Origin of the sequence: Burkholderia multivorans ATCC BAA-247, from assembly GCF_000959525.1 — a bacterium.
In the GTDB taxonomy this organism is placed as follows: domain Bacteria; phylum Pseudomonadota; class Gammaproteobacteria; order Burkholderiales; family Burkholderiaceae; genus Burkholderia; species Burkholderia multivorans.
Map to the genome: position 1 here is coordinate 2,114,513 of NZ_CP009832.1, position 11,789 is coordinate 2,126,301.

General features: G+C 69.9%; 9 protein-coding genes. 7 read left to right on the plus strand and 2 right to left on the minus strand.

Features of this window, described 5'->3' with window-relative positions; all coding sequences use genetic code 11:
* Nucleotides 1–85 precede the first annotated feature (85 nt).
* The 5 genes from NP80_RS22200 (at nucleotide 86) to NP80_RS22220 (ending at nucleotide 3,885) form a co-directional block, all read left to right on the plus strand.
* On the plus strand, nucleotides 86–1,654 hold the full coding sequence (locus tag NP80_RS22200) for a protein adenylyltransferase SelO (RefSeq protein WP_006409702.1): 1,569 nt from the start codon (nucleotides 86–88) through the stop codon (nucleotides 1,652–1,654).
* Nucleotides 1,655–1,692: 38 nt separating this feature from the next.
* Nucleotides 1,693–2,124: a peptide-methionine (R)-S-oxide reductase MsrB gene (gene msrB / locus NP80_RS22205; RefSeq protein ID WP_006407742.1), complete on the plus strand. Its 432-nt coding sequence runs from the start codon at nucleotides 1,693–1,695 to the stop codon at nucleotides 2,122–2,124.
* Nucleotides 2,125–2,246: 122 nt separating this feature from the next.
* Nucleotides 2,247–2,777 (plus strand): septation protein A, encoded by a 531-nt coding sequence (locus NP80_RS22210; RefSeq protein WP_006402253.1) that lies wholly within the window; start codon nucleotides 2,247–2,249, stop codon nucleotides 2,775–2,777.
* A gap of 1 nt (nucleotide 2,778) precedes the next feature.
* Nucleotides 2,779–3,093: a BolA family protein gene (locus NP80_RS22215; protein ID WP_006402252.1), complete on the plus strand. Its 315-nt coding sequence runs from the start codon at nucleotides 2,779–2,781 to the stop codon at nucleotides 3,091–3,093.
* Nucleotides 3,094–3,102: 9 nt separating this feature from the next.
* Complete coding sequence (locus NP80_RS22220) at nucleotides 3,103–3,885, plus strand: peptidylprolyl isomerase (RefSeq protein WP_006407741.1); 783 nt, start codon at nucleotides 3,103–3,105, stop codon at nucleotides 3,883–3,885.
* A 109-nt stretch (nucleotides 3,886–3,994) separates the two neighbouring features.
* Here NP80_RS22220 and NP80_RS22225 read toward each other — a convergent pair whose 3' ends face one another.
* Nucleotides 3,995–4,552: a GNAT family N-acetyltransferase gene (locus NP80_RS22225; protein ID WP_006407740.1), complete on the minus strand. Its 558-nt coding sequence runs from the start codon at nucleotides 4,550–4,552 to the stop codon at nucleotides 3,995–3,997.
* A 4-nt stretch (nucleotides 4,553–4,556) separates the two neighbouring features.
* Nucleotides 4,557–8,621 carry a phosphoribosylformylglycinamidine synthase gene (gene purL, locus NP80_RS22230; RefSeq protein ID WP_006407739.1) on the minus strand — a complete coding sequence of 1,355 codons (4,065 nt, stop codon included), beginning with the start codon at nucleotides 8,619–8,621 and terminating at the stop codon, nucleotides 4,557–4,559.
* Nucleotides 8,622–8,871: 250 nt separating this feature from the next.
* Here purL and NP80_RS22235 point away from each other — a divergent pair, with 250 nt between their 5' ends.
* Nucleotides 8,872–10,176 carry an FAD-dependent oxidoreductase gene (locus tag NP80_RS22235; RefSeq protein WP_006407738.1) on the plus strand — a complete coding sequence of 435 codons (1,305 nt, stop codon included), beginning with the start codon at nucleotides 8,872–8,874 and terminating at the stop codon, nucleotides 10,174–10,176.
* 41 nt (nucleotides 10,177–10,217) lie between these two features.
* A complete protein-coding gene (locus NP80_RS22240; RefSeq protein ID WP_006408528.1) occupies nucleotides 10,218–11,762 on the plus strand; it encodes an NAD(P)H-hydrate dehydratase in 1,545 nt (514 codons plus the stop codon).
* Nucleotides 11,763–11,789 lie beyond the last annotated feature (27 nt).

Below are 11,789 nucleotides of genomic sequence, written 5' to 3' on the forward strand. Positions count from 1 at the left end.
CGGGCGGGCGGCGTGCATCGCGCGGGCCGCCATGCGGGCGGCGCAGCGCCGCCTTACAATATCGGCTTACCCAGAGGCGCTCAACATGTCGTTTTCCCGAAGCGCAGCCGATCCGGCTGACACCCTGCCCGACCTCGCCGCGACGCTCGCCGCGCCTGACGCCCACGCGTTCCTGCGGCTCGGCGACGCGTTTCATACGCGGCTGCCGGCCGCCCCGCTCGCGGCGCCGTACGTGGTCGGTTTTTCCGACGAAGTCGCGCGCCTGCTCGGGCTGCCCGCGTCGCTCGCCGCGCAGCCGGGCTTCGCCGAGCTGTTCGCCGGCAATCCGACGCGCGACTGGCCCGCCGAGGCGCTGCCCTACGCGTCCGTGTACTCCGGCCATCAGTTCGGCGTCTGGGCCGGCCAGCTCGGCGACGGCCGCGCGCTGACGATCGGCGAATTGCCCGGCACGGACGGGCGCCGCTACGAGCTGCAGCTCAAAGGCAGCGGCCGCACGCCGTATTCGCGGATGGGCGACGGCCGCGCGGTGCTGCGCTCGTCGATCCGCGAATTCCTGTGCTCCGAAGCGATGCACCACCTCGGCATCCCGACCACGCGCGCGCTGACCGTGATCGGTTCCGACCAGCCGATCGTGCGCGAGGAAATCGAGACGGCGGCCGTCGTTACGCGCGTGTCGGAGAGCTTCGTGCGCTTCGGCCATTTCGAGCACTTCTTCTCGAACAATCGCCCCGATCTGCTGCGCGCGCTCGCCGATCACGTGATCGACCGCTTCTATCCGGCCTGCCGCGACGCCGACGATCCCTATCTCGCGCTGCTCGAAGCCGCGACGCGGCGCACGGCCGAGCTCGTCGCGCAATGGCAGGCCGTCGGGTTCTGCCACGGCGTGATGAACACCGACAACATGTCGATCCTCGGCGTGACGATCGACTACGGCCCGTTCGGCTTCGTCGACGCGTTCGACGCGAACCACATCTGCAACCACTCGGATACGGGCGGCCGCTATGCGTACCGGATGCAGCCGCGCATCGCGCACTGGAACTGCTACTGCCTCGCGCAGGCGCTGCTGCCGCTGATCGGGCTGCAGCACGGCATCGCCGACGACGACGCGCGCGCGGAACGCGCGGTCGACGATGCGCAGGCCGTGCTCGCGACCTTCCCCGAGCGTTTCGGTCCCGCGCTCGAGCGCGCGATGCGCGCGAAGCTCGGCCTCGAACTCGAACGCGACAGCGACGCGGCGCTCGCGAACCAGCTGCTCGAGACGATGCACGCAAGCCACGCGGACTTCACGCTGACGTTCCGCCGCCTCGCGCAGCTGTCGAAACACGACGCGAGCCGCGACGCGCCCGTGCGCGACCTGTTCATCGACCGCGAGGCATTCGACGCATGGGCGAACCTCTACCGTGCGCGGCTGTCGGAGGAAACGCGCGACGATGCAGCGCGCGCGGCCGCGATGAACCGCGTGAACCCGAAATACGTGTTGCGCAACCATCTGGCCGAACTCGCGATCCGGCGCGCGAAGGAGAAGGACTTTTCCGAAGTCGAACGGCTCGCGCAGGTGCTGCGCCGCCCGTTCGACGAACAGCCGGAACATGAATCGTACGCGGCGTTGCCGCCCGACTGGGCCGGGTCGCTCGAAGTGAGCTGCTCGTCGTAACCCGCGCGTATCGACCGACCGATCAGGAGAACCCCCACATGTCCCAAGATTCCGACGACAAGACCTATCCGTACCGGAAGGACGACGCGGAACTGCGGCGCCGCCTCACGCCGCTGCAGTACGAGGTCACGCAGCACGCGGCCACCGAGCGCGCGTTCACCGGCGAATACACCGACAAGGAAGACGACGGCATCTACAAGTGCGTCGTCTGCGACACGCCGCTGTTCGAGTCCGGCGCGAAATTCCATTCGGGCTGCGGCTGGCCCAGCTACTTCAAGCCGCTCAACGGCGAGGTGATCGACGAGAAGATCGATTACTCGCACGGAATGGTGCGCGTCGAAGTGCGCTGCAATCATTGCGGCGCGCACCTCGGCCACGTGTTCGAGGACGGCCCGCGCGACAAGACCGGTTTGCGCTACTGCATCAATTCGGCTGCGTTAAACTTCGAGTCCCGACCCGAAAACGACTGAGCGGCGCCGGGCGAACCGGCCGGCAGCCACGACGCTGCCGCGGTTCGCGACGGCGGCGCCTGGCGGGTCCCTACAACGGTGAAAGGCCGCGCATGCGGCCTTTTCACGCAGCCGCGAGCGCCATGAAATTCCTGTTCGATCTGTTTCCGATCATCCTGTTTTTCGCCGCCTTCAAGGTCTGGGGCATCTTCACCGCCACCGCGGTCGCGATCGCCGCGACGCTGGCCCAGGTCGCCTGGGTCGCCTTCCGCCATCGCAAGGTCGACACGATGCTGTGGGTCAGCCTCGGCGTGATCGTCGTCTTCGGCGGCGCCACCCTCGTCCTGCACGACGAGAAATTCATTCAATGGAAACCGACTGTGCTGTACTGGCTGTTTGCGATCGGGCTGCTCGCCGCGCGCTATGCGTTCGGCAACAACCTGATCGAGAAGATGATGGGCAAGCAGCTCACGCTGCCGCACCCGGTGTGGGACAAGCTGAACGTCGCGTGGGCGCTGTTCTTCGCGGTGCTCGGTGTCGCGAATCTGTACGTGGTGCACAACTTCACCGAATCGCAATGGGTGAACTTCAAGCTGTTCGGCACGACCGGCGCCATGGTCGTGTTCATCATTCTGCAGAGCCTGTGGCTCACGAAGTACCTGAAGGACGAGTGACATGACCGACGCGTTTCTCCATGCGTCGCCCGACGCGCGCATCGCGCTGATCGAGGCGCGCCTCACCGCGGCGCTCGCGCCCGTGTCGCTGGCCGTACGCGACGACAGCGCGCAGCATGCGGGCCACGCCGGGGCGGCGGCGGGCGGCCACTATACGGTCACGATCGTATCGGCCGCGTTCGCCGGCAAGTCGCGCGTCGCGCGGCACCGGCTGGTGTATGATGCGCTCGCCGATGCGATGCAGCGCGGCATTCATGCGCTCGCGATCGTGGCTTACACGCCCGAAGAATTCGACGAATCTTCAATCCAGCATTAGGAATTCCCGATGATCCTGAAATCCCCCCGCCTGTGGTTCGCGGCGGCTGCTTTCGCAGCGGCGCCGGCCTTTGCCCAGAACATCGCCGTCGTCAACGGCACGCCGATTCCGAAGTCGCGCGCCGACGCGATGGTCGCGCAACTCGTGCAGCAAGGCCAGACCGATAGCCCGCAGCTGCAGCAGGCCGTGCGCCAGGAACTCGTGAACCGCGAAATCCTGATGCAGGAAGCGATTCGCGAAGGCATCCCGAATCGCCCGGACGTGAAGGCACAGGTCGCGGTCGCGCAGCAGACGGTCGTGCTGCGCGCGATGATCGAGAACTTCCTGAAGAAGAACCAGCCGACCGACGCCGAAGTGAAAGCGCGCTACGACGAGCTCGTGAAGACGGCCGGCGGCAACCGCGAATATCACCTGCACCACATCCTCGTCGACAGCGAGCAGCAGGCGAAGGACCTGATCGCGAAGATCAAGGGCGGCGCGAAGTTCGAGGATCTCGCGAAGCAGTATTCGAAGGATCCGGGCTCGGGCAAGAATGGCGGCGACCTCGACTGGTCGGACCCGAAGGCGTACGTGCCGGAATTCGCGGCAGCCGCGCAGAAGCTGCAGAAAGGCCAGATGACGGACGAGCCCGTGAAGACGCAGTTCGGCTGGCACATCATCCGCGTCGACGACATTCGCGACGTCGCACCGCCGCCGTTCGCGCAGGTGAAGGCGCAGATCGCGCAGCAGCTCGTGCAGCAGAAGCTGCAGACGTTCGAGGAAACGCTGCGTCAGCAGGCGAAGATCCAGTAACGTCGCCGACGCTGCACCAAAGAGAAAGGCCGCTTCGAGCGGCCTTTTTTGTTGCGTGCGCGCGAAGCGCGAACGCGGCGCGCGGCAGATCGCAGCACGGCGGCGCTGCTCAGTGCTGCGCCTGCTCCGGATAGAACGCGTCGTGATAGCGGACGATGCCCGCGCGGTGCGGCGCGGCATCGTCGAGCATCAGCGCCAGAAAATGCGTGGCCGGCGCGTCGGGAAACACGAGTTCGGCGCACGGCGCGAAGCCGAAGCGCGCATAGTAGGCGGGATCGCCGAGCACGACACAGCCCTGCGCGCCGCGACGGCGCAATGCGTCGAGCGCCGTGCGCACGAGGCCGGCGCCGACGCTGCGCCGCCGGCAATCGGCCCGCACCGCGAGCGGTGCGAGCCCGTACCAGCGCGAATCGCCGGCCGCTGCGCCGCCGATCGATACCGGCGAACAGGCGACATGCCCGATCACGCGGCCGTCGCGCTCCGCGACAAGCGACACGGCGAGCGCGCGATCCGCGCGCAGCGCGTCGACGATCCGCCGTTCGAACTGCCCGTGCTCCGGTTCGCCCGCGAACGCGGACACGATCACGTCTGCGATCGCGTCGACGTCGGACGCGCGCTCGTCGCGCAGCGTGACGACTTCGACGGGTGCGTACGGATCGAACGACACGGCGTCAGCCGATCCAGCGGCGCGCGTTGCGGAACACGCGCATCCACGGGCTCGCTTCGCCCCAGCCTTCCGGATGCCAGCTCATCGTGACCGTGCGATGCACGCGTTCCATGTGCGGCATCAGCACCGTGAAGCGGCCGTCGGCCGTCGTGACCGACGTGATGCCGGCCGGCGACCCGTTCGGGTTGAACGGATAGCGTTCGGTCGCCTCGCCGCGATGATCGACGTAGCGCATCGCGACCGCGACGCGCTCGATGTCGCCCTGCTGCGAGAAGTCCGCATAGCCTTCGCCGTGCGCGACCGCGACCGGAATCCGCGACCCTTCCATCCCCGTGAAGAAGATCGACGGCGACTTCTCGACTTCGACGAACGAGAAGCGCGCTTCGAACTGCTCGGACTTGTTGCGCGTGAACTTCGGCCATGCGTCGGCGCCCGGAATCATCGACGAGAGGCTCGACAGCATCTGGCAGCCGTTGCAGATCCCGAGCGCGAACGTGTCGGGGCGTGCGAAGAACGCGGAGAACATGTCGGCCAGCTTCGCGTTGAAGCGGATCGTCTTGGCCCAGCCTTCGCCGGCGCCAAGCACGTCGCCGTACGAGAAGCCGCCGCACGCGACCGCGCCCGCGAAATCGGCAAGCGTCGCGCGGCCGGCGAGCAGATCGCTCATGTGGACGTCGTGCGCATCGAAGCCCGCGCGATCGAACGCGTAGGCGGTTTCGAGATGCGAGTTCACGCCCTGCTCGCGCAGGATCGCGACGCGCGGGCGCGCGCCCGTCGCGATGAACGGCGCGGCGACGTCTTCTTCCGGATCGAAGCCGAGCACCGGCGAGATGCCCGGATCGGCCGCATCGAGCAGCGCGTCGTATTCGGCATCCGCACACGCCGGGTTGTCGCGCAGGCGCGCGATGCGCCAGCTGACTTCGCCCCATGCGCGATGCAGCTCGGTGCGCGGCGCATCGAAAATCTTCTTCGCATCGCGGTACACCTCGATCACGTCGCGGTCGTTGACCGTGCCGATCACGTGCGAGCACGTCGACAGCCCGAATTCGCGCAGCGCGCCGAGCACCGCGTCGCGGTCGGCCGCACGCACCTGCACGACGGCGCCCAGTTCCTCGTTGAACAGTGCGCGCAGCGTGCGGTCGTCGCGACGTCCGCTCGTCTGCTTCGCCCAGTCCTTCGCGTCGCCGTAGTCCGATTCGTGGTTCGCGTCGAGCGTCAGCATGTCGACGTTCAGCGACACGCCGGCGCGCCCCGCGAACGCCATTTCGCAGACCGTCGCCCACAGCCCGCCGTCCGAGCGGTCGTGGTACGCGAGCAGCTTGCCCTGCGCGTTCAGCGACTGGATCGCGTCGAAGAAGCGCTTCAGGTCCTGCGGATCGTCGACGTCCGGCGTCGTGTCGCCGACCTGCTGCGTGACCTGCGCGAAGATGCTGCCGCCCATGCGGTTCTTGCCGCGACCGAGGTCGATCGCGATCAGCACGCTGTCGCCGGCGTCGGCGACGCGGCGCAGCTGCGGCGTCAGATGACGGCGCACGTCCTCGACCGGCGCGAACGCCGAGATGATCAGCGACACCGGCGCGACGACTTCCTTCGCGACGCCCTGCTCCTCCCACTTCGTCTTCATCGACAGCGAGTCCTTGCCGACCGGGATGCCGATGCCGAGCGCCGGGCACAGCTCCATGCCGATCGCCTTCACCGTGTCGAACAGCGCGGCGTCCTCGCCCGGCGTGCCGCATGCGGCCATCCAGTTCGCGGACAGCTTCAGCTTGTCGAGCGACGCGATCGGCGCGCTCGCGATGTTCGTGATCGCCTCGCCGACCGCCATGCGGCCCGACGCGGGCGCATCGATCACGGCGAGCGGCGTGCGCTCGGCCATCGTCATCGCCTCGCCGCGGAAGCCCGCGTAGTCGAGCGCGGTGATCGCGCAGTCGGCGACCGGCACCTGCCACGGGCCGACCATCTGGTCGCGCACCGACGTGCCGCCGACCGTACGGTCGCCGATCGTGATCAGGAACGACTTGCTCGCAACCGTCGGATGCTTGAGCACGTCGACCGCGACCGCGGACAGCGCGATGCCCGTCACGTCGACCGGTGCGCGCTCGGTATGCACGCGCGTGACGTCGCGGTGCATGCGCGGCGGCTTGCCGAGCAGGACCTCCATCGGCATGTCGACCGGGTACGCATCCGCGCCGGTCGCCTGCTCGTCGAAGAGTTGCAGCTGGAGTTCGTCGGTCGCGACGCCGACCACCGAGAACGGGCAGCGCTCGCGCGCGCAGATCGCCTCGAAGCGCGGCAGGTCGGCCGGCGCGATCGCGAGCACGTAGCGCTCCTGCGCTTCGTTCGACCAGATCTCGCGCGGCGACAGGCCCGACTCCTCCAGTGCGATCTTGCGCAACTCGAAGCGCGCGCCCTTGCCCGCGCCGTCGACGATCTCGGGGAACGCGTTCGACAGGCCGCCCGCACCCACGTCGTGGATGCTGAGGATCGGGTTTTCCGCGCCGAGCTGCCAGCAGCCGTTGATCACTTCCTGCGCGCGCCGCTCGATTTCCGGATTGCCGCGCTGGACCGAGTCGAAGTCGAGTTCGGCCGTGTTCGCGCCGGTCGCCATCGAGCTCGCGGCGCCGCCGCCCATTCCGATCCGCATGCCGGGGCCGCCGATCTGGATCAGCAGCGAACCGGCCGGCACGTCGTGCTTGTGCGTGTGCTGATCGGCGATGTTGCCGAGGCCGCCCGCGATCATGATCGGCTTGTGATAGCCGCGCACGGTGCCGCCGACGTTCTGTTCGTACACGCGGAAATAGCCGCCGAGGTTCGGGCGGCCGAATTCGTTGTTGAACGCGGCGCCGCCGAGCGGGCCGTCGATCATGATCTGCAGCGGCGACGCGATGCGGTCCGGACGGCCGTACGGGCCGTGCTGCTCGTTCGGATTGCGCTGCGCGAGCGGCTGCGCGGCGTCGCGCGCGTTTTCCCACGCCTGGCGTGCGCCCGGCAGATCGAGGTTCGATACCGTGAAGCCCGTCAGGCCCGCCTTCGGCCGCGCACCGCGGCCCGTCGCGCCTTCGTCGCGGATCTCGCCGCCCGCGCCGGTCGCCGCGCCCGGGAACGGCGAGATCGCCGTCGGGTGGTTGTGCGTCTCGACCTTCATCAGCGTGTGCGTAAGCTCCGTGTGGCGGCCGTAGCGCTCGCCCGGCTCGCCGGCCGCGCCCGCGCCGCGCGGGAACCAGCGCTCGGCTTCGGCGCCCATCATGATCGACGAGTTGTCCGAATACGCGACGATCGTGCCTTGCGGGCTCAGCTTCTCGGTGTTGCGGATCATCGCGAACAGCGACATGTCCTGCGCTTCGCCGTCGATCGTCCACTGCGCGTTGAAGATCTTGTGACGGCAGTGCTCGCTGTTCGCCTGCGCGAACATCATCAGCTCGACGTCGGTCGGATTGCGCTCGAGCTTGCGGAACGCATCGACGAGGTAGTCGATTTCGTCTTCGGCGAGCGCGAGGCCCAGCTCGACGTTCGCGCGCTCGAGCGCGCCGCGGCCGGCGCCGAGCACGTCGACCGTCGTCAGCGGCTTGGCCGGCAGTTCGTCGAACAGGTGTTTCGCGTCGTCGCGCGCAGCCACCACGCTTTCGGTCATCCGGTCATGCAGCGCGGCCGCGACCGCGGCGCGCGCGTCGTCGGACAGCGCCTTCTTGCCGCCGAGCAGGCCCGACTTCAGCGTGACCGTGAACTCGATGCCGCGCTCGATGCGGCGCACGTGCGTGAGGCCGCAGTGCTGCGCGATGTCGGTCGCCTTGCTGGCCCACGGCGACACCGTGCCGAAGCGCGGCAGCACGACGAAGGTCTCGAGCGTCCCTTTCTCGGTCGCCGGCTCGAACGGCGCGCCGTAGTGCATCAGCGCATCGATGCGCGCGCTGTCGTCGGCCGACAGCGGTTCGGCCGCGTTGACGAAATGCAGGTACTGGCCGCGCACCGCGACGATGTTGGCGTCGATTTGCCTGAGCGTGTCGAGCAGACGGGTTTGACGGAAATCGGAGAGGGCCGAAGCGCCGGGAAAACACGAGAAGTGAGCCATGGGCTGGACTGACGTCGATGAGTCGCGCTAGAGGGCGACATGGGGCGAAAGGAAGGCCGTAATTATACCCGTAAGTCGGTCGCCCAAGACCGCCCGTCGGGTGCGCCGCGTGCACCGCCGCGGTGCGCGTGCGGCCGCGCGGCGCCGTCCGGCGCGATTTTGGCGCTATCATTCGCGGTTCCCCGGGCCGCGGGCCCGTCACGCGAATTCTCACCGGGTGGCCGCGCGCCGCCCGTCATCGAAGCAATCCATGGATGTCATCGTCATCGGCGGCGGACTCACCGGCGTCGCCACCGCCTACCAGCTCCGGGCGGCCGGTCATCGCGTCTGCGTGGTCGAACGCCACGCGACCGTCGCGCAGGGCGCGACCTACGGCGACGGCGGCGCGCTGCTGCCGAGCCCGCTCGACGTCTGGTTCGGGCCGACCTTCATGCACGCGCGCCAGCCGCGCGACAGCGGCATCGTGTACAAGCCCGGTTTCGACGGCGCCGTGCGCCGCTTCGCCAAGCGGCTCGCCGCGTTGCGCGAGCCCGACGCGTTCGTCGCGCAGTATGCGCGGCTGCGCCCGCTGATCGACGCGGCGCGCGAGGCGGTCGCCGACATCGAGAACCGCTTCCGGCTCGAGTTCGAGCAGAAGACGGGCATCCTGCACGTCGTGCGCGACGCGCGCGACTGGGAGGCGCTGCAGCCGGCGCTGGCGCTGCTGCCCACGCTCGATCAGCCGCACCGGACGCTGAGCGCCGACGCGTGCGCCGCGCTCGAACCGTCGGTGCGCGCCGAGCCGGATTTCGCCGGCGGCGTGCTGCTCGAAACCGAGCGCACCGGCAACTGTCCGCTGTTCGCGAAGCTCGTCAAGCAGACGCTCGACGAGCACGGCGTGCAGTTCCGCTTCGGCGCCGACGTCGCGGCGATTCGCGTCGACGCGGGCCGCGCGGCGGTCGAACTCGCGCCGCCGCGCGGCGACCGGCGCGCCGCGCATGCGCGCGAAGTCGACGTGATTTCGGCCGACGCGGTCGTGGTCGCCGCCGGCACCGGCAGCATCGCGCTGCTCGAGCGGCTCGGCTGGCGGCTGCCGCTGCATCCGATCCGCGTGCACACGCTGAGCGCGCCGATCGCGTACGAAGAGTACGCGCCGCATCTGAGCATCGTCGATTCGGTCAAGCGGATCGCGATCACGCGGATCCAGCAGCGGCTGCGAATCGGCGGCGGCGCGGTGCTGCAGCGCGCCGCCGATCTCGCAAAGCCGCTCGCCGAACCGCTCGCCGAAGCCGCGCTCGCGCTGCTCGGCCAGGCCGCGCACGACTGGGTGCCGGGCGCCGCGAAGATTTCGGCCGCGTTGTCGTGGCAGGGTGCGCAGCTGCTGTCGCCGGACGGGCTGCCGGTCGTCGGTCCGACCCCGCATCCGCGCGTATTCGTCAATATGGGCCACGGGCCGGCCGGTTGGGCGCTCGCCTGCGGGTCTGCTAAAGTGGTGACCGACTATCTCGGCGGCAACGTGCAGCACTGGCCCGCCGACACGCTCGCCGCGCTGCGCGCCGAGCGCTTCACGACCTGACCGCCGCGCGACGCTTCGCGGCGGGTTCCCGATCCGTCGCCATGCCGCTCGCCCACCCGTTCCCCGATTCCGACCCGATCGCGCTGCTGCGCGTCGCCGATCTGCGCACCGCCGAAACGGCCGCGGCCGCCGCCCTGCCCGCGCATACGCTGATGGACCGCGCCGGCACGGCCGCCGCGCACTGGCTCGCCGCGCGCACCGGCGGCAGCGGCCGGCCGGTGTGGTTCGCCGTCGGCCCGGGCAACAACGGCGGCGACGCACTCGTCGCGGCTGCGCGGCTGCAGCAGCTCGGCGTCGCCGTGCACGCGTGGATGCCGGTGCCCGTCAAGCCCGACGACGCGCAATGGGCACTCGGCGTCGCACGCGCGGCCGGCGTGCCGATCGCGGCCGAGCCGCCCGCGTCGCTGGACGGCTATGCGTGGGTCGTCGACGGGCTGTTCGGCATCGGGCTCGGCCGCGCGCTCGACGGCGTCTTCGCTGCGCAGGCCGCACGCATCGCCGAGCATGCGCGACGCGGCGGCGCGGTGCTCGCGCTCGACGTGCCGAGCGGGCTCGACAGCGATACGGGGCAGATCGTCGGCGGCGGTGCGGCCGTCGTCGCGACGCACACGCTGACCTTCATCGGCGCGAAGCCGGGCCTGTACATGGTCGAGGGTCGCGATCTGGCCGGCGAAATCGACATCGCGTCGCTCGACCTCGCGCCGCCCGCCTCGCCGGCGATCGTGCTGAACGCGCCCGCACGGTTTGCGCACGCGCTGCCCGCGCGCGCATTCGCGTCGCATAAGGGCACGTTCGGCAGCCTCGCCGTGCTCGGCGGCGACACCGGCATGTGCGGCGCGCCGATCCTCGCCGCGCGCGCCGCGCTGTTCGCGGGCGCGGGCAAGGTGCACGTCGGCTTGCTCGGCGCCGGCGCGCCGCCTTACGATCCGCCGTTCCCGGAGCTGATGCTGCATCCTGCCGACACGCTCGAACTCGGCGCGATGACCGCGATCGCAGCCGGGTGCGGGCTCGGCACGCGCGACGCCGCGGCCACGCTCGTACGCGACGCGCTCGCACACGATGCCGCCGCGCTGCTCGACGCCGATGCGCTGAACCTCGTCGCCGCGCACGCGGATCTCGCCGCGGCCGTCGCCGCGCGCGGCGCCCGCGGCCGCGCGTGCGTGCTGACGCCGCATCCGCTCGAAGCGGCGCGGCTGCTCGGCAGCGACACGCGCGCGGTGCAGCGCGACCGCCTCGCGGCCGCACAGGCGCTTGCCGCGCGCTACGCGAGCATCGTCGTGCTGAAAGGCGCGGGCACGGTCATCGCCGCACCCGACGGCCGGCTCGCGGTGAATCCGACCGGCAATGCGGCGCTCGCGACGGGCGGCACGGGCGACGTGCTCGGCGGCCTAATCGGCGCGCTGCTGGCGCAGCGCGTCGCGCCGTACGAAGCGGCGCTCGCCGGCGTCTACCTGCACGGGCTCGCCGCCGACACGCTGACCGCGGCCGGCACCGGGCCGGTGGGCCTGACTGCCGGCGAACTGGCGCCGACGGTGCGCACGCTGATCAATCGCCTTTTTCGTTCGTCGCCGCGCGCCGACGCATAACGCCGCTATACTGACTGCCCCGCCGCA

Bases quoted from the DNA above. Each gene is read 5' to 3' on its own strand.
- NP80_RS22210 (WP_006402253.1), top strand. From the start codon at position 2,247: ATGAAATTCCTGTTCGATCTGTTTCCGATCATCCTGTTTTTCGCCGCC.
- NP80_RS22240 (WP_006408528.1), top strand. From the start codon at position 10,218: ATGCCGCTCGCCCACCCGTTCCCCGATTCCGACCCGATCGCGCTGCTG.
- msrB (WP_006407742.1), top strand. From the start codon at position 1,693: ATGTCCCAAGATTCCGACGACAAGACCTATCCGTACCGGAAGGACGAC.
- purL (WP_006407739.1), bottom strand. From the start codon at position 8,621: ATGGCTCACTTCTCGTGTTTTCCCGGCGCTTCGGCCCTCTCCGATTTC.
- NP80_RS22235 (WP_006407738.1), top strand. From the start codon at position 8,872: ATGGATGTCATCGTCATCGGCGGCGGACTCACCGGCGTCGCCACCGCC.
- NP80_RS22200 (WP_006409702.1), top strand. From the start codon at position 86: ATGTCGTTTTCCCGAAGCGCAGCCGATCCGGCTGACACCCTGCCCGAC.
- NP80_RS22220 (WP_006407741.1), top strand. From the start codon at position 3,103: ATGATCCTGAAATCCCCCCGCCTGTGGTTCGCGGCGGCTGCTTTCGCA.
- NP80_RS22215 (WP_006402252.1), top strand. From the start codon at position 2,779: ATGACCGACGCGTTTCTCCATGCGTCGCCCGACGCGCGCATCGCGCTG.